Annotated in this window: 23 protein-coding genes; all 23 read left to right on the top strand. The window is 64.4% G+C overall.

Annotated features, from left to right (window positions below):
- The first annotated feature begins 25 nt into the window (after nucleotides 1-25).
- The 23 genes from NLI84_RS06740 (at nucleotide 26) to NLI84_RS06630 (ending at nucleotide 26,522) form a co-directional block, all read left to right on the top strand.
- Entirely contained in the window at nucleotides 26-5,257 is a 5,232-nt protein-coding gene (locus NLI84_RS06740) for a glycosyltransferase (RefSeq protein ID WP_255989114.1), read from the top strand.
- Nucleotides 5,258-5,462: 205 nt separating this feature from the next.
- Nucleotides 5,463-7,073, top strand: a complete 1,611-nt coding sequence (locus tag NLI84_RS06735; RefSeq protein ID WP_255989113.1) for a flagellin N-terminal helical domain-containing protein — start codon at nucleotides 5,463-5,465, stop codon at nucleotides 7,071-7,073.
- Nucleotides 7,074-7,158: 85 nt separating this feature from the next.
- Nucleotides 7,159-7,536, top strand: a complete 378-nt coding sequence (locus NLI84_RS06730) for a flagellar protein FlaG (protein ID WP_255989112.1) — start codon at nucleotides 7,159-7,161, stop codon at nucleotides 7,534-7,536.
- A gap of 73 nt (nucleotides 7,537-7,609) precedes the next feature.
- Entirely contained in the window at nucleotides 7,610-9,667 is a 2,058-nt protein-coding gene (fliD, locus tag NLI84_RS06725) for a flagellar filament capping protein FliD (protein WP_255989111.1), read from the top strand.
- Between the two features lie 11 nt (nucleotides 9,668-9,678).
- Nucleotides 9,679-10,152 carry a flagellar export chaperone FliS gene (gene fliS, locus NLI84_RS06720; protein ID WP_255989109.1) on the top strand — a complete coding sequence of 158 codons (474 nt, stop codon included), beginning with the start codon at nucleotides 9,679-9,681 and terminating at the stop codon, nucleotides 10,150-10,152.
- A complete protein-coding gene (locus tag NLI84_RS06715; protein ID WP_255989106.1) occupies nucleotides 10,139-10,459 on the top strand; it encodes a flagellar protein FliT in 321 nt (106 codons plus the stop codon). Before fliS ends, NLI84_RS06715 begins: the two co-directional genes overlap by 14 nt.
- A 64-nt stretch (nucleotides 10,460-10,523) precedes the next feature.
- Complete coding sequence (locus NLI84_RS06710) at nucleotides 10,524-10,913, top strand: DUF2802 domain-containing protein (protein WP_255989103.1); 390 nt, start codon at nucleotides 10,524-10,526, stop codon at nucleotides 10,911-10,913.
- A gap of 2 nt (nucleotides 10,914-10,915) precedes the next feature.
- Complete coding sequence (gene fliK / locus NLI84_RS06705; protein WP_255989100.1) at nucleotides 10,916-11,995, top strand: flagellar hook-length control protein FliK; 1,080 nt, start codon at nucleotides 10,916-10,918, stop codon at nucleotides 11,993-11,995.
- Nucleotides 11,985-12,335: an EscU/YscU/HrcU family type III secretion system export apparatus switch protein gene (locus NLI84_RS06700; protein WP_255989098.1), complete on the top strand. Its 351-nt coding sequence runs from the start codon at nucleotides 11,985-11,987 to the stop codon at nucleotides 12,333-12,335. The genes fliK and NLI84_RS06700 overlap by 11 nt, the downstream gene beginning before the upstream one ends.
- Nucleotides 12,336-12,376: 41 nt before the next feature.
- The gene (locus tag NLI84_RS06695; RefSeq protein ID WP_255989096.1) at nucleotides 12,377-13,468 is read left to right on the top strand and encodes an MFS transporter; all 1,092 of its coding nucleotides are present in this window, start codon (nucleotides 12,377-12,379) and stop codon (nucleotides 13,466-13,468) included.
- 156 nt (nucleotides 13,469-13,624) lie between these two features.
- Complete coding sequence (gene uvrC, locus NLI84_RS06690) at nucleotides 13,625-15,451, top strand: excinuclease ABC subunit UvrC (RefSeq protein ID WP_255989095.1); 1,827 nt, start codon at nucleotides 13,625-13,627, stop codon at nucleotides 15,449-15,451.
- Between the two features lie 219 nt (nucleotides 15,452-15,670).
- Nucleotides 15,671-16,384, top strand: a complete 714-nt coding sequence (locus NLI84_RS06685) for a beta-ketoacyl synthase chain length factor (protein ID WP_255989093.1) — start codon at nucleotides 15,671-15,673, stop codon at nucleotides 16,382-16,384.
- Nucleotides 16,377-17,159: a lysophospholipid acyltransferase family protein gene (locus NLI84_RS06680; RefSeq protein WP_255989092.1), complete on the top strand. Its 783-nt coding sequence runs from the start codon at nucleotides 16,377-16,379 to the stop codon at nucleotides 17,157-17,159. The genes NLI84_RS06685 and NLI84_RS06680 overlap by 8 nt, the downstream gene beginning before the upstream one ends.
- A complete protein-coding gene (locus NLI84_RS06675; protein ID WP_255989090.1) occupies nucleotides 17,146-17,406 on the top strand; it encodes a phosphopantetheine-binding protein in 261 nt (86 codons plus the stop codon). The genes NLI84_RS06680 and NLI84_RS06675 overlap by 14 nt, the downstream gene beginning before the upstream one ends.
- A gap of 52 nt (nucleotides 17,407-17,458) precedes the next feature.
- The gene (locus NLI84_RS06670) at nucleotides 17,459-17,713 is read left to right on the top strand and encodes an acyl carrier protein (RefSeq protein ID WP_255989089.1); all 255 of its coding nucleotides are present in this window, start codon (nucleotides 17,459-17,461) and stop codon (nucleotides 17,711-17,713) included.
- A 6-nt stretch (nucleotides 17,714-17,719) separates the two neighbouring features.
- Nucleotides 17,720-18,262, top strand: coding sequence for a COG4648 family protein (locus NLI84_RS06665; RefSeq protein WP_255989088.1), 543 nt, complete (start codon nucleotides 17,720-17,722; stop codon nucleotides 18,260-18,262).
- Nucleotides 18,255-19,943 (top strand): AMP-binding protein, encoded by a 1,689-nt coding sequence (locus tag NLI84_RS06660; RefSeq protein WP_255989086.1) that lies wholly within the window; start codon nucleotides 18,255-18,257, stop codon nucleotides 19,941-19,943. The genes NLI84_RS06665 and NLI84_RS06660 overlap by 8 nt, the downstream gene beginning before the upstream one ends.
- The gene (locus NLI84_RS06655; RefSeq protein ID WP_255989083.1) at nucleotides 19,940-20,686 is read left to right on the top strand and encodes a glycosyltransferase family 2 protein; all 747 of its coding nucleotides are present in this window, start codon (nucleotides 19,940-19,942) and stop codon (nucleotides 20,684-20,686) included. The genes NLI84_RS06660 and NLI84_RS06655 overlap by 4 nt, the downstream gene beginning before the upstream one ends.
- Complete coding sequence (locus tag NLI84_RS06650) at nucleotides 20,683-21,633, top strand: lysophospholipid acyltransferase family protein (protein WP_255989081.1); 951 nt, start codon at nucleotides 20,683-20,685, stop codon at nucleotides 21,631-21,633. The genes NLI84_RS06655 and NLI84_RS06650 overlap by 4 nt, the downstream gene beginning before the upstream one ends.
- Entirely contained in the window at nucleotides 21,614-23,161 is a 1,548-nt protein-coding gene (locus NLI84_RS06645) for an HAL/PAL/TAL family ammonia-lyase (protein ID WP_255989076.1), read from the top strand. The genes NLI84_RS06650 and NLI84_RS06645 overlap by 20 nt, the downstream gene beginning before the upstream one ends.
- A complete protein-coding gene (locus tag NLI84_RS06640) occupies nucleotides 23,151-23,570 on the top strand; it encodes an acyl-CoA thioesterase (protein ID WP_255989073.1) in 420 nt (139 codons plus the stop codon). Before NLI84_RS06645 ends, NLI84_RS06640 begins: the two co-directional genes overlap by 11 nt.
- Nucleotides 23,564-24,172 carry an outer membrane lipoprotein carrier protein LolA gene (locus NLI84_RS06635; RefSeq protein WP_255989072.1) on the top strand — a complete coding sequence of 203 codons (609 nt, stop codon included), beginning with the start codon at nucleotides 23,564-23,566 and terminating at the stop codon, nucleotides 24,170-24,172. Before NLI84_RS06640 ends, NLI84_RS06635 begins: the two co-directional genes overlap by 7 nt.
- Nucleotides 24,165-26,522 carry an MMPL family transporter gene (locus NLI84_RS06630; RefSeq protein ID WP_255989070.1) on the top strand — a complete coding sequence of 786 codons (2,358 nt, stop codon included), beginning with the start codon at nucleotides 24,165-24,167 and terminating at the stop codon, nucleotides 26,520-26,522. The genes NLI84_RS06635 and NLI84_RS06630 overlap by 8 nt, the downstream gene beginning before the upstream one ends.
- The last annotated feature ends 1 nt before the right edge of the window (nucleotide 26,523 follow it).

Genomic DNA, 26,523 nt, shown 5'->3' with positions numbered 1-26,523 from the left:
ATCGTAATTGGGTGCAAGGACTCGCATGCACAAGCTGGAAAACAAAGTGATCGTCACGGTGCCCGTCTACAACGAAGGGCGCTACATTCTGGAGACGCTGCAATCGCTGGCGGCCCAGACCTATACCGGTTTCAAGGCGCTGATCGCGGACAACGCCTCCACCGACGACACCGAGCGCATTTGCCGCGCGTTCTGCGCGCAGGATCCTCGCTTCAGCTATGTTCGGCACGCAAGCAATCTCGGTTCCCTGGCCAACTTCGAATATTGCTTCCAGCACACCGCATCCGAGCTGTTCATGTGGTTGGGCGGGCACGATCTGCTGCATCCGGATTTTCTCCAGGAAGCCTGCGCGCGCATGGACGCGGACCGCTCCCTGAGCGTGGTCTACAGTCAAACCCAGTGGATAGACGAACACCAGCGCGTGCTCGCCCATACCAACGGCGGCAACTACGTGTTCAACGAGCCGCTGGCGCCGCACGAACGATACCTCAGCATGATGCACGCGCTGGACCGTTGCGAGGCGATCAACCAGCTGATCCGGCGCGAATTCTTCGCTCTGCCGATACGCCCCACCGTCAGCGCGGATCTCGTCTTCATGTGCCATTTGGCCGGCCACGGGCCGTTTGCACGAATCGAGCGCCCGCTCTATATCCGTCGCGAAATCGGCCAACGCAGCAGCACCATGATGGAGCGCATCACGGGCAAGCAGGGTGCCGCTGTCGACTACTCCGGCCTTGCCAGCTACTTCGCGCTGGATGTCGCCACCCACCCGGCGCTGCCGGCCGCCGAGCGCGGGCCGCTACTGCGCAAGGTCGAGGAGTGGCTGAACCAGCACTTTTCGCTCAATCCCAAGGTCGACCTGAAGGCCTTGTTGCTGAACCAGGCCCGACCCGCGGCGCCGGCCGCACCGGCCGACGCGCCTGCCGCACCGACGGTCGTCGCCGCCACGCCGACGTTGCGGTTCTCCGTGGTGATGCCGGCGTACAACCGCGAGCGCTATCTGGCGGACGCCATTGCCGCGGTGCTGGCCCAGCCTGGCGACGACTATGAGCTGATCGTGGTCGACGATGGCTCCACCGATCGTACGGTGGCCATTGCCGAAGCCGTGAACGACGCCAGATTGCGCGTGGTGAAACTGGCCCATGCCGGCGCGCCGGCCGCGCGTAATGGCGGGATCGATGCCGCCCGTGGCGAATTCATCGTCTGGGCCGACAGCGATGACCTGATGGCGCCCGATGCGCTGGCGCAACTGCGCGCGACGCTGACCGCCCACCCGGATGCCGATGTCTATTACGGCGATCTCCAGTTTTTCGACGAGGCGCGCCCGCAAGGCTACGCCCGCACCCAGTACCCGGATTTCCACGGCGCGGATCTATTGCCGCTGCTGATCCTTGGCAATCGCCTGCCCAATCCTGGCACCGCGGTGCGCCGTGCGCTGTTCGAGCAATATGGCGGCTTCGATCCCACCTTCACGCGCTGCCATGATTACCAGATCTGGTCGCGACTGGCCGCGACGGCGCGCTTCAAGAAGGTCGAGAGCATCGTCTGCCGCTGGCGGCAGCATGAGGAGTCGCTGTCGTCGCAGGCCAAGACGCGCGGCTTCGAGGCCAAGGTGGTGGCCGACATGGTGGCGCGCTACCCGTTCCATCGCTTGTTTCCCGAGCTGGCGCAGCGTCCCGATGGCGAGATGCTGGCATTGGGACGGGTGGCGGACCTGCTCGCCAGCCTGGGCGACGACGCGTCCGCCGCAGCGGTGCGCGAACGCGCCGCGCAGCTGGCGGGGAATTCCCCGGCGCGTCGCCCCGACGATGCCTATGCCTTCTCGGTGATCCTGACCACCTACAACCGGCCCGAGCTGCTGGTCGATGCGTTGGCCAGCCTGTCGGCGCAGACCTGGCGAGACTTCGAGGTGATTCTGGTCAACGACCATGGCAGCCCGGTCGAGGCGCTGATCGCCGATTGCAATTTCCCGGTCAGCTATCTGTTCCTCGGCAAGAACAGCGGCCTGTCGGCCGCACGGAACGCCGGGCTGCGCCAGGCCCGCGGCCGCTACGTCGTTTACCTCGACGATGACGACATCTACCTGCCCGATCACCTGGCGGTGCTGGCGGCAACGCACGCGCAGCATCCGGACAAGGTGGTGTACACCGGCGTGGTCTATGTGCAGGAAAAGCTGGAGAACGGCCAACGCATCGAACTCGCGCGCGAGGAGCCATTCCGCCACCAGCAATTCTCGCGTGAGCAGCTGTTCCTGCAGAACTACATCCCGGTCAACACCTGGAGCCATCCGCGCGCCGCCATCGATGTGGTGGGCGGCTTCGACGAATCGCTGACCGCGCTCGAAGACTGGGACATGCTGCTCAAGTTGGCCCGGCACTACGACTTCGTGCACGAGCCACGCGTTACTTCCGAGGTCCATGTGCGCCCGAGCAGCGGCGCAGACCATATGCTCGGCCGTGAGCGCAAGAATTTCCCCGCGCTCTATCGCAAGCTCTACCAACGCCATGGTGATCTGGGCAACGCCGCGCTGGCCGAGTCACGCAGCGCCATGCTGCGCCAGATGGATGCCAGCCAGGCGCCGGGCGAGGCGCCGGCACGGGTGCTGTCCTTCCTCGACGTCTACGCGGCATGGCGCAGCGAGCGCCGACTGCTGCCCAGCCACGGCAAGCTGTTCGACGCCCGCATCGCCGAATGGCCCAGCCAACCCCGCATCGTGCCGGTTATTTTCGACGAGGCCGGCAATATCGCGGCCTTGGTGCGCACCATCCGCAGCATGACCGCGCAGTACTACCATCCGGCGCATATCGTCATCCTTTCGGCCAAGCCGGCCCCGGCCGGCGGCGCCGGCGACAACGTCAGCTGGGAGCCGTTGTCGGAGGCATGGCCCGATACGCTGCGGCGGGCCATGCCCGCTGACGCACACTGGCTGTGGTTGCTGCACGCCGGGGACGAGCTCGAACCCACGGCCACGTTGCTGCTGGCCGAGCAGATCATCAGCCAGCCGGCGCTACGCTGCGCCTACAGCGACGAGGACTACCTCAAGGCCGACGCCAGTTACGATCTGCCGATCTTCCGGCCCGACTTCAACCTGGAGCTGTTGCGCAATACGCCGTATATCGGCCGCGCGCTCGCGGTGTCGGTGGCCGCGCTCGATACGCTGGGAGGCTTCGATCGCCAGTTCGGTGCGCTAAGTCACGTCGATCTGCTGCTGCGCGTGCTGGAGAACGAAGGCTGGCCGGCGATCGGCCATCTGGACGATGTGCTGTATCACAGCGCGCTGGCGTACGGCGACTGGATCAATCTGGAGGCCGTGCAGAGCCAGCTCTCACCCGTCATCGCCGCCCATGTGGCGCGGCTGGGCATGACGACAACGGTGGAGCAGGGCGCCCTGCCATCATCGCGTTATGTACGGTACGTCCACGCGCAGCAACCGCTGGTCTCGGTGATCCTGGTCGCACCACGCGATCTGGCGGCCTTGCAGCGTTGCGTCGAGCGCTTGATTTCGGTCACGACCTACCCGCATTACGAGCTGCTGCTCATTGACGGCCATGGTGACCTGCCCAGCTTGCGCGACTATCTGTCGGAGCTTGATGCGCTGGGCAATCCCCGGCTGCGCACCTTTGCCAGCAACGGGGTCTTCAACGATGCGGCCATCGTCAATGTGCTCAGCACCCAGGCGAATGGTGAATACCTGATCCTGCTCGATGCGGGCGCCGAAGTGGTCGGTGCCGACTGGATCGAGCACTTGCTCAACCACGGCCAGCGGCCGGAGGTGGGCGTGGTCGGTGGCAAGTTGCTGTCGCACGACGGCAAGATTGCCCAGGCGATGCAGGTGCTGGGCCTGCACGGCGCGGCAGGCAGTGCCTTCGTCGGTCAGCCGCACGATGCCTATGGCTACATGAACCGGGCCGTGCTCGAGCAGGACTGCTCGGCGGTGAGCCGCGCCTGCATGATGGTGCGCAAGGCCGTGTTCGACGACGTGGGCGGCTTCGAGGCGGCTGACTTTGCCGAAGGCGGTGCGGATATCGACCTGTGCCTGCGTATCCATGCGGCGGGCTATCTGACGGTGTGGACACCGCGCGTGCTGGCGGTGCAACACGCGCCGGGCGCCTTGTCATCGCCGGCCACGCGCGCCGCCTTGCTGCAGCACTGGCTGCCACGGCTGGCGAGTGACGCGGCATACAACCGCAATCTGTTTCTGCATGGCAACGGTTTCGAGATCGAGCCGCGCGCGCAGCTGTGCTGGCAGCCAGTGAGCTGGCGGCCGTTGCCCGTGGTGCTGGCTCACCCGGGCGACGCCATGGGCTGCGGACAATATCGCGTGATCCAGCCTTTCCTCGGGCAGCAGGAAGCCTTGCAGATCGATGGCCATATCAGCTGGGAGCTGCTGAGCCCGATCGATCTGGCGCGACTCGACCCGGATGTGCTGCTGTTGCAACGCCAGATCAACGACAACCAGATCGGCTTCATCGAGCAGTACAAGCAGTATTCGCGCGCGTTCAAGGTGTACGAGCTCGACGATTACCTGCCCAAGCTGCCGATGAAGAGCGCGCACCGCGACCACATGCCCAAGGATGTGCTCAAGTCGATGCGCAAGGCCTTATCGCTGGTGGACCGCTTTGTCGTGTCCACGGCACCACTGGCTGAGGCCTATGCCGAACTGGGCCTGCACCGCGATATCCGCGTGGTGCTGAACCGGCTGCCGCCCAAGTGGTGGCGCGATCTGCAGAGCCAGCGTCGTATCGGGGCCAAGCCGCGTGTGGGTTGGGGCGGGGGCATGAGCCACACCGGTGATCTGGAGCTGATCGTCGATGTGGTCAAGGAGCTGGCGGGCGAAGTCGACTGGGTGTTCTTCGGCATGTGCCCGGACCAGCTCAAGCCCTATGTGCGCGAGTTCCACCCCGGCGTGCCGATCGAACAGTATCCGGCCAAGCTGGCGAGTCTGAACCTCGATCTCGCGCTGGCCCCACTCGAACACAACCTGTTCAACGAGTGCAAGAGCAATCTGAGACTGCTGGAGTACGGCGCCTGCGGCTATCCGACCATCGCAACCGATATCGTTTGCTACCGGGGCGATCTGCCAGTGACGCTGGTGAAGAACCGGTTCCGGGATTGGGTGGAGGCGATCCGCGGCCACGTGGCCGATCTGGATGCGGCGGCGCGCGAAGGCGACGCGCTACGCGCCGCGGTGCTGCGCGACTGGATGCTGGAAGGAGAGCATCTGGCAGCCTGGCGCGCTGCCTGGTTGCCGGATTGAACGCGTAGCGGACTCAGCGGCCGCCCTGCGGGGCGGCCTTTTTCGCTTGCCGCGTGAGCCGTTTGTCGTTTGCGCGGCGACGGCATGAAAAAAGTTGAACGGCCCCCTAAAGTTCATCAGGGCCCCGTCGATAACGGTTGCAAGGACGCAAGCAACCTGTCTGATGTAGCCACCGAATACCGTTTTCTCTCGAGGAGAAACAGTCATGCAAGTCATTAACACCAATATTCCGTCGCTGAACGCACAGCGCAATCTGAACAACTCCCAAACCAGTCTCAATACTTCGCTGCAACGGCTCTCCTCGGGTCTGCGTATCAACAGCGCGAAGGATGATGCAGCCGGTCTGGCGATCTCGCAGCGTTTCACGTCGCAAATCCGCGGCATGGACCAAGCCACCCGCAATGCCAACGACGGCGTGTCGCTGGCGCAAACCGGTGAAGGCGCGCTGTCGCAAATGGGCGACATGCTGCAGCGTATCCGCGAACTGGCTGTCCAGTCCGGCAACGCCACCAACTCGGCCGGCGATCGCGACGCGATCAACGCCGAAGTGACGCAGCTGGTCTCGGAACTCGAGCGTACTGCCAACACCACCCAGTTCAACGGCCAGAAACTGTTCGACGGTTCGTTCACCGCCGCGACCTACCAGGTCGGCGCCAACGTCAACGAATCGATCACTGCCACCACCTCCAACCTGCGTACCAGCCAGTACGGCTCGTATCAGATCGGTGCAGGTAACGGTACCGGCGCCAAGTCGATCAGCAACTTTGTGACCTCGGGTACGACCGTAGCCGCAGGTGCCACCGGCACCGTGAACGCAGCCGGCGTGGCCGTCAGTTCGAGCGGTACTTTCAGCATCAACGGCATCTCGATCTCCGTGTCGGGTACCGATATGGCACGTGACATCGCCACCAAGATCAATCAGGCCAACACCGGTGTGCGCGCTTCTGCCCGTACCGAGGCTGTCGTGTCGCTGGGTAGCGGTACCTTTACCCTGTCGCTGGCATCGAAGTCCGATACCTTCCAGTCCGTGTCGTTCAACGTGTCCGATGCCAACAACAACGGCAGCATCGAAGGCGACGAATACGCGCAAGCGATCTCTGCGTTCAACTCCAAGTCGTCGCAGACCGGCGTGACCGCTCAGCTTGAAACCTTCCAGGACAGCGCCGGTACCACGCAGTACGGTATCAAGCTGGTGTCCGAAGACGGCTCCAACATCGCGCTGACTTCGGCCAGCGGCGTGGCCAGCGGCATCGGCGGCGATCTGAACGTGTGGAACTTCGATACCGCCAACTCCACCGGTTCGACCCAATACCTGTCGAGCTCGTCGGTGTACACCGCGGGTGCTACCGGCTCCGTGCACTTCGGTGGCCAAGTGGTGCTGAACTCGTCGAACTCGTTCTCGGTGACGACGGATACCGCCGGTTTCGCCTCGGGTGTACTGTTCACCGCACAAGGCAACTCGGATGTGTTCGCTTCGGGCGCTTCGTACCAGGCTGACCTGAAGACGGTCGAGAAGCTCGATGTGTCGACTGTCGAAGGCGCTTCGCAAGCCCTGCGCATCGTCGACGACGCACTGACCACCATCAACGACCAACGTGCGAAGTTCGGTGCCCTGCAATCGCGCTTCTCTGCAACGATCTCCAATCTGGCCACCACGTCGGAAAACCTCTCCGCCGCCCGTAGCCGGATCCTGGATACCGACTTCGCCTCGGAAACCGCGAACCTGACCCGTGCACAGATTCTGCAACAGGCCGGTACCGCGATGCTGTCGCAAGCCAACCAACTGCCGCAACAGGTTCTCAGCCTCCTGGGCTAAGCCTGATAAGCTAGGCTAGTTAGCTGGCAAATTATGCCCCGGCCCGGTCCAGACCGCGCCGGGGCATTCCCTTGGGAGAGCTATCATGAACATTGCCTCTATACCTACCCCCGCCAATGGCGGCGCTAGCACGGTGGAAAACCGCCGAGCCGACCAATTCGTGGATACCCAGACGATCGCGCCGGCCGTTACCGTTCCCAGTGATGCGGTACAGGCCACGGAAGCGGTACCAAGCGGTGACGAGTTGAAGGACGCGGTGAAGAAGCTGAACGAAATGGTTCAGGTCTTCTCCAATAGCAGCTCGTTGAATTTCTCGGTCGACGCCGAGGCGCGCGCCGTGGTGGTCAAGGTGTTGGATAGCCGCACCGATGAGGTGATCCGGCAGATTCCCACCGAAGAAGCCATCGCGATTGCCAAGGCCATAGACCAGTTTCAGGGTATGTTGATTAAAGAAAAGGCCTGAGTGGCCGATCTAAGTCGGCAAGCGTTTTCTACTGTTTCACCCGTTTCGTCAATTTTCAGGGCAGGGTTGTATCATGGCATCGATCACTTCGGCGGGTTTGGGCTCTGGGCTGGATGTCAACGGCATCATTTCCCAGCTGATGGAGCTGGAAAGCCAGCCGCTGGACAAGCTGCAGAATCGCGCCAAGGAAGCCCAGTCCAAGATTTCCGCAATTGGCACGCTGCAAGGCGCGTTGTCGACGTTCCAGGCCCGCGTGCTGGGCCTGTCGAGCGCTAGCGCCTACAAAAGTCTGAAGGGCAGCCTGGGTGATTCCGCGATCGGTACCGTCAGCACCGCCGTGAACGCCCAGGCAGGCAGCTACAGCCTGGCGGTGACGCAACTGGCGCAAGCGCACAAGCTCAAGTCGCAATCGTTCACCAGCGTCAACGAGCCGGTCGGCACCGGCACGATGACCATCCAGTTCGGCACCCACGACGACAACGGCACCACCGGCACCAATGCCGATGACACCTTCACCGTCAACGGTGACAAAGGCGCGCTGACGATCGAAGTCGACAGCACCAACAACACGCTGACCGGCCTGCGCGACGCCATCAACGCCAAGAAGGCAGGCGTGACCGCGACCATCGTCAATGACGGCGGCGGCTACCGATTGCTGCTCTCGTCCAGTGATAGCGGCGAGGCCAACAGCCTCAAGATCTCGGTCGACGACGACGATACGAACGACACCGACACATCTGGCTTGTCCCGATTCGCCTACGATCCGACTGCGACCACCAATATGGCGCAGACCCAGGTGGCGCAAAATGCCAAGTTCCAGCTCGATGGCATTGCCATCAGCAAATCGAGCAATACCGTGACCGACGTGCTGCAGGGGGTGACGCTGACCCTGCAGAAGATCAGCGCGCTCGATAGCAACGATGCGCCGATCACCACCTCGCTCAACGTTTCACGCGACACCAGCGGCGTGAAAACGGCGGTTGAGGAGTTCGTGAAGTCGTACAACGAATTTGCCAAGTCCGTGGAAGGCCTCAGCTTCTACAACGAGCAAGACAAGTCCAGCGGCTTGCTCAATGGCGATTACGTGATCCGGTCGATGCAATCGTCGATCCGCGCCACGTTGAACCAGGGCCTGGGCAAGGGTAGTTACTACCAGAGCCTGGGGGCGGTCGGCGTGAGCTTTGACGACAAGGGCACGATGACGCTCGATTCGTCCAAGTTGCAGAAGGCGCTGGATACCCGCCCCGAAGACGTCGCCAGCCTGTTCGCGGTGAACGGCGTGAGCAGCGATGCGCGCGTGAGCTATGTCTCATCGACGGCCACCACGCAGGCCGGCAGCTATGCGATCAATGTCACGGCGCCAGCCACCCGCGGCAGCTTCAGTGGCCTTGCCATTGCCAATGGCCCGATCACCATTACCGAAAACGACAACGACATGCTGATGGTCGCTGTCGATGGCACCTCGTCGGGCCAGATCAAGCTTGCCGCAGGCAGCTATGCGACGCCGGCGGCGCTGGCCGCGGAGATCCAGTCCAAGATCAACGGCGATAGCCGGATCAAGGATGCGGGAGCTGGGGTGACGGTCGCGTACAACACGACCTCGGGCAAGTTTGAGATGAGCTCGAACAAGTATGGTGCCAAGTCGAACGTGCAGATCACCGCGACGGGCTCGACCACCGAAACCACGCTGGGCTTCAAGGTCTCGCAGTCCGGCAGCGGCACCAATGTGGCCGGCACCATCAATGGCGAGCCTGCCAAGGGCGACGGCCAGAGTCTCACCGGTACCGGCAAGGTCGAAGGCCTCAAGTTGACCATTACCGGCGATACCGCGGGTGATTACGGTACCATGGGCTTCAGCCGCGGCTTTGCCAGCAAGCTCGATCAGACTGTAGCCAGCCTGCTGTCGAACAATGGCCTGCTGCGTAGCCGCATCAACGGCCTGAACCGCGATATCAAGAATATTGAATCGCAAGGCGGTACCATGATCCGTCGCCTCGAGGATATCGAAAAGCGTTATCGCGCGCAGTTCTCCGCACTCGATGTGCAGATCGCGACGATGAACTCGACCAGCTCCTACCTGAGCCAACAATTGTCGATGCTGAACAACCTGGCAAGCGGCAACAAGAAGTAAGAGGAATATCGATGTCCGTTGGCGCAAAAAAGGCGCTGGCCGCCTATGGCAAGCAGAATCTGCAGGCGCAGATCGAATCGGCGTCTCCAGGCCGACTGATCGTCATGCTGTACGAAGGGGCGATCAAGTCCGCCCAGCTGGGCAAGCTGCATATGCAGAACGGCGAGATTGCCGCCAAGGGTGAGGCGATCAGCAAGGCCATCGCCATTATCGACGAAGGCCTGCGCATGGCCCTCGATCATGAGCAGGGCGGCGAGCTTTCCGCCAATCTGGATGCGCTGTATTTCTACATGATCCAGCAATTGTTCGAAGCCAATCTGCACAACCGTGCTGAATTGATCGATCAGGTGGTCACCTTGCTGGGCGATCTGCGCGATGCGTGGGAAAGCATCACGCAGCCGGCGCCGTTGCCGCCGGCAATCGAGCAGGAAGCCGGCGCGCAGCAGGACGACAATCGCGGAACGCTCAGCTATGGCAAGGCCTGATATCACGCATACGCTGCGTGCGCTGGACGTGCTGGCCGCTCAGATGCTGGCGGATGCGCACGAGCAGCGCTGGGATGACCTCTTGGAGCGCCAACCGATCTGGATCGCGCTGCACCAGGCATTGCACGACATCGATTGGACACAATATTCGCCCCAGGAACAGGATCAGCTGACGCAGCTGATGGATAACCTTCAGAATGCGATCGCCGAGCTGACCGCGCTGGCCGAGGCCTGGAAGCCCGAGTTGCAGGCCATGATGAACGTCCTGCAGAACTCGTCCAAGCTGGACCGGGCCTACCGCGTTTGAAGCGGCAGCGCGCTGTGGTGTCGTATACGCTTAGCGAATGGGATTGCTTTTGGAGACGGCAAGCATGAACGCCTTCGTCCTCACCTGGCCGCAGTTGCTCTATGTCGGGCTGGGACTCGTCGTGTTTTACATTGCCCAACTGCTGCTGTTTCTGCGCAAGGTACGCGTGCGGGCGCCGGATCTCGATGTCAGCCGGCGCCAGACCGAGCTCGAGGACGAAATCGATCACCTGCGCCGCGAAGTCGAGGGGCTGAAACTGCGCCTGGCGATGAGTGCGCATTTGCAGGAAGAAGCACTGGTCGAAGTCGAGGCGGATACCGAAACACCCTATGCACACGCGATCCGCATGGCCCGCGCCGGCGCCGAAGTCGACGCCATGATCCGCGAGTGCGGCATCAGTCGCGGTGAGGCAGACCTTATCGTTGCGCTGTATCGCGCCGAGCGCCAGGGCTGACCATGCTGCCCGGCAACGCCCCGACCAGCCTGCTGCAGCTCTACGTCAAGACCCAGCAGGGGCTGATCGAAGTTCTCAAGACCTCGCCGGACGAGACCGCCAGGTTCACGGTCGGTGAGCGCGTGAACGCCACCGTCACCCAGCAATTGCCCAATGGCCGCTTTGCCGTGCTGGTGAAGGACCAGTTGCTCGATCTCAATCTGCCACGCAATACCCAGGCTGGCGAGGAGCTCGATCTGACGGTGGTCGCTCGCGATCCCAAACTCACCTTCGCGCTCAGCCAGCAGCAGGCGCTGCCGCAGAGCCGTGAAGCCGCGCTCAGCCAGGCCGCGCGCTACCTCACTTCCTTGTTGACCACAGGCCGGGGCGGCGAGACTAAGGTGCCTGTCACGCTGCAGGGGCAGACGCCGTTGATGCCCGAAGGCAAGCCGGACCCTGCCACCCTGGCGACTCGCCTCGCTGGCGTGCTGTCCGAAAGCGGCCTGTTCTATGAATCGCACCAGGCGGAGTGGGTGAATGGGCAGCGCAGCCTGCAGGCGCTGCTGCGCGAGCCGCAGGCGCAGATGAGATCCTCCTTGCCTCTGCATCCGCAGGAAACGGAGGGCACCCGGGAAAGTGGCGCCCGCAGCGGTGCCGGCAACGTCATCGAGCAGTTGCTGCGCGGCGAGCAGAAAGCCAGCCCTGAGGCCGAGGCCATGCTCAAGGGGCTGGTGCGACAGCAGCTCGACACCATCGAGCAACGCCCGGTGGTCTGGCAGGGGCAGGCATGGGAAGGCCAGCCACTGAAGTGGCAGTTGCAGCTGGAAAACGAGCGTGACGCCGATGGCCAGGTTGATACCGAGGCGCAGCGCTGGCAAACCTGGCTCAACCTCGATTTGCCGAACCTGGGGCCGATCTCGATTTCCGCCACGCTGTATCAAGGTCAGTTCAATCTGCAATTTGCCGCGGAAAATCCGGAAACGCTGGCGTTGCTGCGCGACGGCCAGGGCCTGCTGGCCCGCCAGTTCGACGCGGCGGGGCTGGCATTGGCCGGCACTCAATACGGCATCGCCGATGCCGATGAGGCCGCGCATGGCACGTAGGGCTGCCCGGATCTCGCCTGATCGCCAGCAGGCGGTGGCGCTGGCCTACCACGAGGGCGGAGGTTCGCCGCGCGTGACGGCCAAGGGCCAGGGCGTCGTCGCCGAGAAGATCATCGAAAAGGCGCGGGAAGCCGGCGTGTTCGTGCACGAATCGCCCGAGCTCGTTGCGCTGTTGATGCAGGTCGATCTCGACCAGCGCATTCCACCACAACTCTATCGTGCCGTTGCCGAATTGCTTGCCTTTGTCTACTTGCTGGAAACGGGCGCTATGGTCGAGGCGCCGCTGTTATCCTTGCCGCTGCCCGAAGCCGCACCGGCCCCGCAATCCGATACCCACTGATCACTGTGACTGCCCCTCCCTTGCGCCAGGCGCCCTACGCCGTGGCTACTTTGTTCTTCCTGCTGGGCTTCAACTACGGAAGCTGGGCCACCCGGTTGCCGGCGCTCAAGGCGCAGCTGGATCTGGGCCCGGCCCAGGTCGGTTTCCTGCTGCTGGCAAGCGGTATCGGCGCCGTTTTCTCGTTTCCGGTCACGGCGACGCTGTTGCGGCGCCTCGGTGCACAGCGCTGTTGCTGGCTGGCCGCCGCCGCGATGCCCGCCTTGCTGGTGTTGCTGGGCTTCGCCCCCAGCTATCCTTTTGCGCTCGCGGTGATGGTGATGGAAGGCGTGGCCGCTGCCTGCCTGAACGTGGCGATGAATGCCCAAGGGGTCGAGGTCGAGGTCGAGCGCGGACGGCCCATCATGTCGCGCCTGCATGCGGTGTTCAGCCTCGGTGGCCTCGCCGCTGCGCTGTTTTCCGCGCTGATGATCCGGGTTCTGCCTTCGCTGGCCTTGCATTTTGTGGCCTCGGCCGTGCTGATGTGGACCATGCTGGCCTGGGCCGCCCCCCGTTTGTTGCCGCAGTCGCCGGAGCCGCCGGCAACGCCGCGTAAGCGATTTTCACTGCCGTCCGGCGCCGCTTTATGGCTGGGGCTCGCCGCGCTGGCGGGAACCGTCGTGGAGGGCTCGATGTCCGATTGGACCGCGCTGTATCTGAAAGAGCGGACTGGCGCCAGCGAACAGGCCGCAGCGCTGGGGCTGGCCGCATTCACCGTTACCATGTTCTGTGCCCGCTGGCTGGGCGACGGCTGGCGCGCGCGCTGGGGCAGCGCCTATTTGCTCAAGACGGGAGGCAGCGTGGCCGGCGTAGGCCTAGCCGTGGGTCTGTTGCTCGGCGGCTTCTGGCCGGGCCTGGTGGCATTTGCGCTGGTGGGCCTCGGTGTGGCCGCGGTGTCGCCCTGCGTGTATATCGCCGGTGCCAAGCAAGGACCGGTGGCATTGGCCGCGGTGACGACGACTGGCGCCGTGGGCGCCTTGCTCGGCCCGCCGCTGATCGGCTTCGTTGCCCATGCCTCGCATTTGGGGTGGGGGCTGGCCGTGGTGGCCGGCGCCGCGCTGCTGATCGCCACCGCTGCGCGGCGCATTGCCTGGTAGGGCCCGTCCGGCTGTGTTTGACCAATCGGCGGCCCGCGGCAAATCCACACGCCGGATGCGGCCGCGCGGTACGGGCGTTCACCGCATTCGGGCGGCGCGACGGTCGCCGGCACGGACTGGCGCAACAGCCCCACCGAGTGTCATGCTCGCGGTTCCATGACTGAACAAACACCCTACGACTTTGTTGCCGAGCAGGTAAAACTGCTGCCCAACCTGCCGGGCGTCTATCGCTTTCTCGGCAGCGATGGCGCCGTGCTCTATGTCGGCAAGGCCATCGATCTCAAGCGCCGTGTCGGCTCGTATTTCCAGAAGAGCGATCTGAGCCCGCGCATCCGGCTGATGCTGGCGCAGGTGGCGCGGCTGGAGACCACGGTGGTGCGCTCCGAGGCCGAGGCGCTGGTGCTCGAGAACAACCTGATCAAGGCGCTGGCGCCGCGCTACAACATCCTGTTCCGCGACGACAAGAGCTATCCCTATCTGGTCGTCACCGGCCATCGCTATCCACGCCTGGCGTACTACCGTGGCGCGCTCGACAAGCGCAACCAGTACTTCGGCCCGTTCCCCAACGGCTACGTGGTCAAGGAATCGATCCAACTGTTGCAAAAGGTGTTCAAGCTGCGCACCTGCGAGGACACGGTGTTCGCCAACCGCTCGCGACCGTGCCTGCTGCACCAGATCAGGCGCTGCTCGGCACCCTGTGTCGACCTGGTCAGCAAGGAAGACTACCAGCGCGACGTCGGTAACGCCGTGCGGTTTCTGGAAGGCAAGGGCAACGAGCTGCTGACCGAATTGGAGACGCGGATGCAGGCGGCATCCGAAGCCTGGGATTTCGAGCTGGCCGCCAGCTTGCGCGACCAGATCCAGGCGCTGGCCAAGGTGCAAGAGCGACAGTTCGTATCCAGCAACGCCAACGAGCTCGATGCCGACATCGTCGCCTGCGTCGCCCGCGACGGTGTGCTGTGCGTCAATCTGGCCATGGTGCGTGGTGGCCGCCATGTCGGCGACAAGAACCTGTTTCCGAGCCACGCCGAGGACTACGGCCCCGCGGAGGCGCTGGCAGCCTTCCTTGCGCAGCATTACCTCGATCGCAGCGTGCCACCGGTGGTGATCTGCCACCCGGCGCCCGATGGCGGTGAGCTGATCGTCTCGCTGCTGTCCGAGCAGGCCGGTCGCAAGGTCGTGGTGAACAGCAATCCCAATGGCGAGCGCCGGGTGTGGCTGGAAATGGCGAGGAAGAACGCCGAATTTGCCATCTTGCAGCGCCAGGCACAGGCGGCGACCCAGGCCGGCCGGTTGACCGCGCTGGTCGAGGCACTCAACTTGCCCGAAGAAACGCAGCGCATCGAGTGTTTCGACATCTCGCACACCATGGGCGAGGCGACAGTCGCGTCCTGCGTGGTGTTCGATCGGGGCGATATGCAGCCCAAGGAATACCGGCGCTACAACATCGAAGGCATTACGGCCGGGGATGACTACGCGGCGATGAAACAGGTGCTGACCCGGCGCTATGAAAAGATCGCCGCCGGTGAGGGCAAGGTACCGGACCTGATCCTGATCGATGGCGGCAAGGGCCAGTTGACGCAGGCCGAGGAAGTACTGGCCGAGGTGGGCTTGGCCCAGCCAGTACTGATCGGGATCGCCAAAGGGGAAACGCGCAAGGCCGGCCTCGAGCAACTGATCCTCGCCACCAGCCACGCCGTGGTGCGGCTGCCGCCGGACCATGCCGGTCTGCATCTGGTGCAACAGATCCGTGATGAATCGCACCGCTTCGCCATTACCGGCCATCGCGCGCGCCGCGCCAAGGCCCGTGTTGCGTCCAGCCTGGAGGAGATTCCCGGGGTCGGCCCCAAGCGCCGCCAGAAATTGCTGGCGCGCTTCGGTGGATTACAAGGTGTGAAGGCTGCCAGTGTCGAAGACCTGATGCAGGTCGATGGCATCAACGCCGAATTGGCGGAGCGGATTCATGCCGCGCTGCGCGGTTAGTATCTGATGCCAAAGGGATAAATTTTCCGGGGCGGAAATACCAGCTTCGGCGGTCGCGCCGTGGTCACGCTGGAATGTGGTAAGCGAATTAGTCGTGCTTTGCTGTAAGAATTTGACCAAATTGGTGTTGTACGTATGTCTGTTGATTGGGTCGCTTACATGCAATAGTTACTGCATTTGTGGTAAAAATGTCGGTTTTCCCATCGTGCAGTCTTTGTAATGAGCCGTTTTTCCGTCACGCACTGGTCCGCTTGGGCTCCGGGCTTGGCCGACCAGGCAGCCTGGTCGCGCTGGCTGGCCGCGCCGACTTCGCTGGCCTGTGAAGCCGAGCCGGCCGTGCGCGAAATGCCGGCCATGATGCGTCGGCGTGCGGAGCGGCTGGGGCGCGCTGCATTGCAGGTGGCGTACTGGTGCCAGGGCGACACGCCGCCCGACGCGGTGATTTTCGCCTCGCGCTACGGTGAAATCAATCGTTCCATCGATCTGCTCGATCAACTGGCCGCGCAGCAGCCTTTGTCGCCCGCATCGTTCAGCATGTCGGTACACAATGCCGTCGGCGCCCTCTATTCCATTGCCCGCGGCGATACCGCCAATTACCTCGCCGTTGCGGCGGGCGAGGATACCGTAGCCAGCGCATTTGTAGAGGCGACGGCGCTGCTGGCCGATGGTGCGAACGAGGTGCTGGTCGTCGCCTATGAGGGGCCGTTGCCCGAGCGATACCAGCGCTTTGCCGGCGCGCAAGCGCAATTCCCCTGGGCATGGTCATGTCGACTCGCTGCGGCCGCTTGCGGCGGCATCAGCTTGCAACGCACTGCCGCGCCGGATGACACACCGTGCGATCTGCCTGGCGATCTGGCCATCCTGCGTTTTCTTGTTTCGGAAGGGCCGACGCAGCTTCGGCAACGCAACTGGCAATGGCAGCGCCATGCTTGAGCGGGTAGACCGCTATTGGCGCGTGCTCGCCACGGGCATCGCCTTTACCACGTTCGGCGTGGGGGGCCTGCTGCTATGGCTGGTGTTCCTGCCACTGCTGTCGCTGTGCTTCTGGCTGCAGGCATCGCAACGCGCCAGTATCGCCAGGTGGGCGGTGCATGCCTGTTTTGCGTCGTTTGTGGGTCTGATGTGCTGGCTCGGCATACTGCGCTACGAAATTCATGGGCTGGATCGGCTGCGGCGTGGCGGACTCTTGATCCTCGCCAACCACCCGACGCTGCTCGATGTGGTATTCCTGATCTCGCTGGTGCCCAATGCCGATTGTGTGGTCAAGGGCAGCCTTGCACGCAACCCGTTTACGCGCGGAGCCATTTGCGCCACCAACTACATCTGCAACGACAGCGGTTCGGGCCTGGTCGAGGACGGAATTCGTTCGCTGCGGCAAGGCAGCAACCTGATCATTTTTCCCGAAGGGACCCGCACGCCGGTCGACGGCAAGATGAAGTTGCAGCGCGGAGCGGCCAATATCGCGGTACGCGGCCTGCGCGACATCACGCCGGTGACCATACGCTGCGAGCCGCTCAGCCTGACCAAGGGCTTGCCGTGGTGGCAGGTGCCGCCGCGCAGGATGCACTTTACGCTCGAGATACGCGACGACATCGCGATCCAGCCTTTTCTGGATGCCGCAGGCGGTGAGGCGCTGGCCGCGCGTCATCTGACCGACTATTTGCACGATTATTTTGCCAAGGAAGTTGCTTCTCATGCTCGCGCTTGAACAGGAAATCAAGGGACTCGTCATCGAGTCGCTCAATCTGGAAGACATTACGCCGGACGATATCGATACCGACGCCCCCTTGTTCGTGGAAGGGCTGGGTCTCGATTCGATCGATGCGCTGGAACTCGGCCTGGCGTTGCAAAAGCGCTACGGTGTGAGCCTTTCGGCCGATTCGGCCGAGACGCGGGCGCATTTTGCCAGCGTGCGAGCGCTGGCCGCCTTTGTGGCCTCGGCCCGCAAACAGTAAGACCCTCAGTAATTGGATAGCCTCGGCTATCGCACGACCGGCAGGAACGAGCATGACCAAGCAAGAGCTTTTCGAGCGCCTGAGCACCATTTTGCAGGAGACCTTCGACACCGACCCCGTCAAGATCGTGCCGGAGGCAAGGCTGTACGAAGACCTGGATATCGACAGTATCGACGCGGTGGACATGATCGTTCGCCTGCGCTCGCTGCTGGGAAAACGCCTGCAGCCCGATTCCTTCAAATCGGTACGCACCTTGCAGGACGTCATCGACGCACTGCATGGACTGCTTGAAGAACAATCGGCCTGATTGCACGTGCGTCTGCTGTTGCTGGGCCTGATCACATTGGCCTATCCGGCCCTGGTGTACCTGGGGCTGGGCCGTGTCGAGCCGCGCTGGCTGGCCCTGCTGCTGGCCGGAACGGTACTGCTGCGCGTGCTTGCCACGCGGGACCGGGTCTGGCTGCTGGCTGGCGCCGGTGCCTTGCTGCTGGTCGCGATCAGCCTGGCCGGCAATCTGCTGTTGCCGCTCAAGCTCTATCCCATGCTGGTCAACGCGACCTTGCTGGCCGTGTTTGCGACGAGCCTCGTTTATCCGCCGTCCATGATCGAGCGGCTGGCGCGTTTACGCGAGCCCGACCTGCCGGCATCCGGCGTCGCGTACACGCGTAAGGTGACCCAAGTGTGGTGTGGTTTCTTCGCCGTCAATGGCAGCCTGGCACTGATCACCAGCTGCTGGGCGAGCGACGCCATCTGGGCGCTCTACAACGGTCTGATCGCGTATATCGCGATGGGTGCGCTGTTCGGCGGCGAATGGCTGGTGCGGCAGCGGGTGAAGGCGAAGGGCGTGCATGACTGATTTGCGTTCGCTGGAACAACTGCTCGCCGTGGGACGCGCGCCAGCCTGGCCTGTGGCCGTGCGCGCGGGGCAGGGTGTCGATTTCGCCGGCTTGCGCCTGCGCGTCGCCGCATGGCGCGCGGCGTTTTCCGCGCAGCCTGGGCGGCGATGGGCGTTGTATACCGAAGACAGCTTCGAGTTTGCCGCCGCGCTGTTCGGTGCCTGGCATGCCGGTGCCTGCGTTTACCTGCCTGCCGATAACCAGCCCGTCACCCAGGCCCGCTTGCGTGAACATGTCGATGGCTTTGCCGGGCAATGGCCAGCCGATTGCCGGCCACTGGCTGTCATGGAACCCGACCCCACGCCGTTTTCCGAGCTGGATCCAGAGGCGGAGGCGTTGGTGGTCTACACCTCGGGCTCCAGCGGTGAGCCATCGGCCATCCCCAAGCGGCTGCGCCAGTTGTCCACCGAAGTGGCCGCGCTCGCCGCCTGCTGGCCCGATCTGCCGGCTGACGCGCGGGTTCTGGGCAGCGTGTCGCACCAACATATCTATGGCCTGCTGTTCCGCGTGCTGTGGCCGCTCGCCGCCGGCCGGGCATTCGCTGCGGAGCGACTGGCCTACCCGGAGCAGATCGCCGCGGCGCTGGCACAAGCGCGCAGCCTGCTGGTCGCCAGCCCCGCGCATTTGAAGCGCTTGAACGATCAGCTCGACTGGGCCGATGCCCGCGCGAACCTGGCGGCGGTGTTTTCCTCCGGCGGCCCGCTGCCGGCCGACGCCTTGCCGGCCTGCCGCGCCTTGCTCGGGCAGGCGCCGCTCGAGATCTACGGTAGCTCGGAAACGGGCGGTATCGCCTGGCGGCAGCGCGAGGATGCGGCAACGGCCAACTGGCAACCGTTGCCCGGTGTGCAATTGCGCGTCGCAAACGACGTGCTGCAGGTGCGCTCCGGTCATCTGCCCGACGCCGACTGGCATGCCACCAGCGACAAGGTGCAGTTGGGTGATGCGGGTTTCGAGCTGCAGGGGCGCGCGGACCGGATCGTGAAGATTGAGGAAAAGCGCGTGTCGCTGACTGCGCTGGAAGCGGCACTGATGCAGAGCGGCCTGCTGCAGGAGGCCCGTGTGGTCAGCCTGCCGGGGTCGCGCGCCCTGCTGGGCGTGGTGGCAGTGCCCAATGCCCGCGGCTGGAGATGCTATGACGAGGACGGCAAGCGCGCGCTGAACGCCGTGCTGCGTGACCAGCTCGTGGATCTGGTCGAGCCTAGTGCCCTGCCGCGTCGCTGGCGTTATCCCTGGGCCTTGCCGGTTAACAGCCAGGGCAAGACCACCGAGGCCGAGTTGCACGCGCTGTTCGATCCGCGCCGACCCGAGGTGCGCCTGCTAGCGCACGATGCCACGCAAGCGACGCTGCATTTGCAGTTCGCCGCGGCTTCACCGTATTTCGTCGGCCATTTCGCGCTGGCCCCCGTATTGCCCGGCGTGGCACAGCTCGATTGGGTCGTCCGGCTGGCCCGCGCGCTGTTTGCGTTGCCGCCGCGCTTCCTGAGGCTGGAGGCGGCCAAGTTCCAGCAGGTGATCGTTCCGGACACCGTGCTCACGCTGGCGCTGGGATACGCGGCAGCGCGAGGCAGCGTCAGCTATTCCCTGCATTCGGCGGCCGGTCAGCATGCCAGCGGTCGCATCGTGTTCGGAGCTGCCGCATGAGGCTGTGCGCGGTGATTCCGGTCTACAACCATGGCGACGCGGTCGGCGAGGTCATCGCCGCTTTGCGCGGCAACGCGCTGCCGTGCGTGCTGGTCGACGACGGCAGCGAAGCGGGCTGCGCGGCGGTGCTCGATCACTGGGCCGAGCGCGAGCCCGACGCAATCTGCGTGGTACGCCTGCCGCGGAACCAGGGCAAGGGCGGGGCGATGATGGCGGGGCTGCGCGCGGCGCTGCAGGCGGGCTATAGCCATGCGTTGCAGATCGACGCCGACGGTCAGCATAATGCCGGCGACATTCCCGCCTTTGTCGCGCAGGCTCGCTTGCAGCCGGAACGGCTGATCTGCGGCTGCCCGGTGTATGACGACAGCGTGCCCAAGGGCCGACTTTATGGCCGCTACCTGACCCACGTCTGGGTGTGGATCAATACGCTGTCGCTGGAGATCCGTGATTCGATGTGCGGTTTCCGGGTCTACCCGCTGGCGCCGACCGTGGCGCTGCTCGACAGCGCCCGCATCGGCCGCAGGATGGATTTCGATATCGAGATCCTGGTGCGCTTGCACTGGCGCAGCATGCGCATCGTCAATCTGCCCACCCGCGTGCATTACCCGGCCGACGGCGTTTCGCACTTCCGCGTCTGCGCGGACAACGTATTGATCTCCCGCATGCATGCCCGACTGTTTTTCGGTATGGCGCTGCGCGCGCCCTTGCTGCTGTGGCGCAGGCTGTTCCGGAGGCCCGCATGAGCACGGCCCAGGCGTCGCGCCATTGGGCGCAGATGGGCGAACATACCTTCGTGTTCGGCATCTGGCTGCTGTTCTGGGTCTACCGCCTGCTGGGGCGCTGGCCGTTCCGGATCTGCCTTTATGCGGTGGTGTTCGTGCACTGGGCATGCCGACCCGCGTTGCGGCGGGCGTCCTTGCAATACCTGCAGCGCGTGCAGACGGCGACCGGCGCCCTGGGCCATGTGCCGGACTGGCGTGACAGCCTGCGCCATATCGCGCTGTTTGCCGAGACGCTGCTGGACAAGCTGCTTGCTGTGTCGGGGCGCTATCGCTTCGAGCGGGTGCGCACCGAAGGGCGCGAAGCCGTCTATGAAGCCGGGCAGGCCGGGCAGGGAGGGCTGATCGTGACCGCGCACATCGGCTGCCTGGAGCTGTGCCGCGCCATGGCCGAGGCGCGTGGCGTGCTGCGGCTCAACGTGCTGGTGCACACCCGGCATGCGCTGCGTTTCAATCAGATGCTGCGCCGGCTCAATCCGACCCACGATGTCGACCTGATCGAGGTCACCGAGATCAGCCCGACCACGGCCGTGGTGCTGGCCGACAAGGTCGCTGCCGGTGAGTTCGTGGTGCTTGCAGGCGATCGCATTCCGGTCTTCGCCAGCCAGACAGTGACGACCGAGTTTCTCGGCCATCCCGCGCCATTCCCGGTCGGCCCCTACGTGCTCGCCAGCCTGCTCAAGTGCCCTGTCTACCTGCTTGGGTGCATCCACGAGGCGGGCGGTTACACGGTGCATTTCGAACAACTGGCCGAGTCGGTGAAACTGCCGCGCAGCCAGCGCGAGGCGGCGATACAGCAGTACGCAGCGCGCTATGCCGCGGCCGTGACCGGGCTGCTGCGCCGCTCGCCGTATGACTGGTTCAATTTCTTTGCTTTCTGGGATCAAGTCCATGATGTCCGTCAACCGTGATCCCGTCCGTTTCGACGGTACGCCGCTGACCATTGAAGACGTGGTGGCGCTGGCGCAGCAGTCGCGTTGCGCCGAGCTGTCGGCCGATACCGCTTTTCGTGCCCGCATCGCCCGCGGCGCCGATTTTCTTGATCGCCTGCTGGCCGAGGAGGGCGTCATTTATGGCGTGACCACCGGCTATGGCGATTCGTGCACGGTCACCATCCCGCCCGAACTCATCCCCGAGTTGCCGCATCATCTCTATACCTACCACGGTTGCGGCGCCGGTCGTTTCCTTAGCGCCGAGGAAACGCGCGCCGTGCTGGCTGCGCGGCTGGCCTCGTTGGCGCAGGGCATGTCCGGGGTCAGCGTGGGCCTGCTCGCCCAGCTGGAAACGCTGTTGCGGCACGATATCCTGCCGCGCATTCCCGCGGAAGGTTCGGTCGGCGCCAGCGGCGATCTGACGCCACTCTCCTATGTGGCGGCGGTGCTGTGCGGCGAGCGCGACGTGCTCTACCGCGGCGCCGTGCGCCCGACCGCCGAGGTGTACGCCGAGCTTGGCATCGCGCCGCTGCGGCTGCGGCCCAAGGAAGGCCTCGCGATTATGAACGGCACTGCCGTGATGACCGCACTGGCTTGCCTCGCCTGGCGGCGTGCCGACTATCTGTGCCGACTGGCCACGCGGCTCACCAGCGTCAATGTCTTGGCCAGCGCGGGCAATGCCCACCATTTCGACGAGGCGCTGTTCGCGGTCAAGCCGCACGCGGGCCAGCAACTCGTCGCCTCGCGCATCCGCGCCGATCTGGCTTCCGAGCGGCCCAGTCGCAACGAGCAGCGCTTGCAGGATCGCTATTCGCTGCGCTGCGCGCCGCACGTGATCGGTGTGCTGCAAGATGCCTTGCCGTTCTTTCGCCAACTGATCGAGAACGAACTCAACAGCGCCAACGACAACCCCATCATCGATGGTGACAACGAGCAAGTGCTGCACGGCGGCCATTTCTACGGCGGTCATATCGCTTTCGCCATGGACGGCCTGAAGAACGCCGTCGCCAACGTGGCCGACCTGCTCGATCGCCAGCTGGCGCTGCTGGTCGACACCCGCTTCAACCATGGTCTGCCGAGCAATCTGTCGGCGGCCACCGGCGAGCGCGCGGCGATCAACCATGGCCTCAAGGCGCTGCAGATCAGCGTGTCGGCGTGGACCGCCGAAGCGCTCAAGCAGACCATGCCGGCGTCGGTGTTCAGCCGTTCGACCGAGTGCCATAACCAGGACAAGGTGAGCATGGGTACCATCGCGGCACGCGATTGCCTGCGGGTGCTCGAGCTGAGCGAACAGGTGGCGGCTGCCATGCTGATCGCAGCGCGACAAGGCATTGCGCTGCGCCAGCGCATCGATGCTGGCCTCGCGCTGACGCCGGCGCTTTCCAAACTGCAGGCGGCACTGCAGGCGCAGATTCCGCTGATCGTCGAAGACCGCGCGCTCGATAGGGAGCTCATAACCCTGGTCGAGGCCATCCGCGCCGAGCAATGGGAACTGTATGCAGACTGATCTGAGCCAGGAGATCACCTTGTCGCCGGCCTTCCATGACCTGGACCCCATGGACTGCGTCTGGCACGGCAACTACGTGAAGTACCTGGAACTGGCCCGCAGCGCGTTGCTGGGCAAGTTCGAATACGACTACCCGCAGATGCGCGATTCCGGTTATGCCTGGCCCATCGTCGACATGCGGCTCAAGTATGTCGGCATGATCCATTTCGGCCAGCAGGTAAGGATACGGGCCGAGATCACCGAGTGGGAGAACCGGTTGCGCATCGATTATCTGATCACCGATGTGGCCACCGGACGGCGCTTGAACCAGGCTCATACCATCCAGGTGGCGGTGGAGATCACCAGCGGCGAGATGCAATACGTGTGCCCGCAGATACTGTGGGACAAGCTGGGGCTGCAGCCATGCTGATGCGCTGCCTCGTCGCGCTGTTGCTGGGCCTTGTCACGCTGGTGGCGCCCGCGGCCGATCTGGCGCAATCGGTACGCGAGCGGCTCGCGCAGCCGCCGGTGCTACGGGGCGAGTTCGAGCAGCGCAAGCAGGTGGCGGGCTTCAAAAAGCCGCTGCTGTCGCGTGGCGACTTCATCGTCGCCCGTGAGCGGGGTGTGCTGTGGCGGACCACCTCGCCGTTCGCCAGCCAGCTGCGGCTGACGCGCAACGAGATCGTCGCCACCCAGGGTGGGCAGGTGGCGTTCAGGCTCGATGCCGCCAAGGAGCCGTCGGTACGCATGATCAACGCCTTGTTGTTCGCGCTGCTCAACGGCGATATCGACGCGCTGACCGAGCATTTCGGCGTCGACGGCGAGGCCAGCGGACAGCAATGGCAATTGGTGCTGACGCCCAAATCGGCGGCACTGGCGCGCCTGATGACGCGTGTTTCGCTATCCGGTGACCAGTACGTGCGGCAGATCGACATTGCCGAGGCCAATGGTGACCGGACCGCCATCCGCTTCAGTGCGCAACACAGTACGCCGTCGCGGCTGAGCGGCGAAGAGGCGGCCCGTTTTGACTGAATCCGGTCTGCCCAAGCACAGCGCGCGCTGGCTGGCCTGGGGCTGGCTGCTGATCGTGCTCGCCATCGCCGGGCACAATCTCTATCTCTGGACCGGCGCACGGTTGCGGCTCGATACCGACATCCTCGCCATGTTGCCGCAGAACGAGCGCGATCCACTGGTGCAGGGCGCCACGCGCCAGCTGGCGGACGCGGCGGCGCGGCGCATCGTGGTGCTGGTCGGTGGCAAGGACTGGGCCATGGCAAAACGCGCCGGGGATGCCTACGCCGCCGTATTGCAAACGGCACGCGTGTCGATGGCATTACGCTACCGCGTCGATGATGATGCGGCGGCGACCTGGCTGGGGTTCTTTACGCCGTATCGATACGGCCTGCTGACTGATGCCCAGCGCACGCATCTGCAGCAGCAAAGCCCAGAACAGCTGGCCGGCGAGGCGATCGAAGCGCTGTATCGACCGTTGGCAATGCCACGCATCGGCGCGTGGCACGATGATCCGCTCAACCTGTTCGGCGGCTGGCTGGGCACGCGCGCGGCCGATTCCAAGGTGCGCGTCACCGACGGGCGACTCAGCTTGGCCGAAGGCGAGCGGCAATACGCGCTATTGATGCTGGAGCAGCAAGGACCGGCGTTTTCGCTGGCGGCGCAGCAAGCGCTATTGCCCGTGCTGCAGCAAGCTGCGCAGGCGGCCGCGGCGCATGGCGCCCAGATCCATGCTGTCGGCGTGCCCTTGCACGCGGCGGCGGCGGCGCGCCAGGCGGAGCGCGAGATGCACACCATAGGGCTGGGCTCACTCATCGGCATCGTATTGCTGACGTGGTTCGTGTTCAGTGCGTTCAAGCCGCGCTTGCTGGTCATGCTCTCGATCGCAGTGGGCCTCTTGGCCGCCATTTCGGTGTGCGCGCTACTGTTCGGCCGGCTGCACCTGATCACGCTGGTGTTCGGCGCGAGTCTGGTCGGCGTGGCCGAGAACTACGGCAGCAACTACTTCAGCAATCGCCAGGGGCGCCCGCCCGCGGAGCGCTGGGCCATGCTGCGCGAGCAGGGGCCGGCGATGTGGCTGGCGATGCTGACCACGGTGGTCGGCTACGCCTTGCTGGCGCTGACACCGTTTCCGGGGCTGCGGCAGATCGCCGTGTTCTCCGCGGTGGGCCTGCTGGCTGCGTTCGTCACGGTGCTGTGGTGGTTTCCGTGGCTGGATGGCGGGCGGCGCATGGAGGCGACGCGGTTGTCGCGCTGGATCGGCGGCGGGCGCGGGCACTGGCCTGTGCTTGGCCGCAACCGTATTACCGCGCTGCTGCTCGTTGTCGTGGCCGCGCTGCTGCTGGCCGGCTTGGGCCAGCTGCGCAGCAACGACGATATCCGTTTGCTGCAGAATTCGCCGGCGGCGCTGATCGCCGACCAGCAAACGGTCGCGCGATTGCTGGACCTGCCGGGGCCCGCCCAGTTCTACCTGGTGCAGGGGCAAAGTGCCGAGCAGGTGTTGCAACGCGAGGAGGCGTTGAAACAGCGTCTGACGCCCTTGGTCGAGCGGGGCGTGCTAGGGGGTGTGCAGGCCATTTCCGATTGGGTGCCGTCTGCCGCGCGCCAGGCGCAGAACCGGGCTGTCTACCAACAGTTGCTGGATAGTCCGGATGGTGTGCTGGCACGGGCCGCACGCCTGCTTGACGAGCAGCTGGTCGCGAGCCCCCGGACAGACCGCGCGTTGCAGCTGCACGATTGGCTGGCGGCGCCAGTATCCGAGCCCTTGCGTGCGCAGTGGCTCGGTCGCCTGGGCGATGGTTACGCCAGCGTGGTGCTGTTGCGCGGGATACAGGGGGTCGCCAAGCTGCCACAGCTGGCCACGGCGGCGCGTACCGTGCCGGGCGTGCGCTGGGTGGACAAGGTCGCCGAGGTATCCGACGTGATGGGGCGTTATCGCGTGCTGATGGGCTGGGTCATCCTGGCGGCGTATGTGCTCGTGTTTGCCGCTCTGAGCGCGCGTTTTGGCCGATCGGCGTGGCGCGCATTGTTGCCGACCGCGCTGGCCAGTGCGCTGACGCTGGCGCTGCTCGCCTTGCTGGGGCAATCGTTGCAGCTTTTCAACGTGCTGGCGCTGCTGCTGATCCTGGGCATGGGGGTCGATTACGGCATCTTCCTGCTTGCGCAGCCCGATCCCGACGAGGCACGCCCGTTTCTCTCGATCACGCTGGCGGCGATCTGCACCTTGCTGGCCTTTGGTCTCTTGGCGCTATCGGCCACGCCGGCATTGCGCGCCTTCGGCCTGACGATGCTGTTCGGCATTAGCCTCGCGTGGTTGCTGACGCCGTCGTTCACCACCGCTTTCCGTTCCACTTCAACCGGTTCCTGCTGAT

Origin of the sequence: Chitinolyticbacter albus, assembly GCF_024437655.1 — a bacterium.
GTDB classification, from domain to species: Bacteria; Pseudomonadota; Gammaproteobacteria; order Burkholderiales; family Chitinibacteraceae; genus Chitinolyticbacter; species Chitinolyticbacter albus.
The sequence above is the reverse complement of the archived record's forward strand: the minus strand, read 5'-3'. Positions and strand labels throughout refer to the sequence as shown.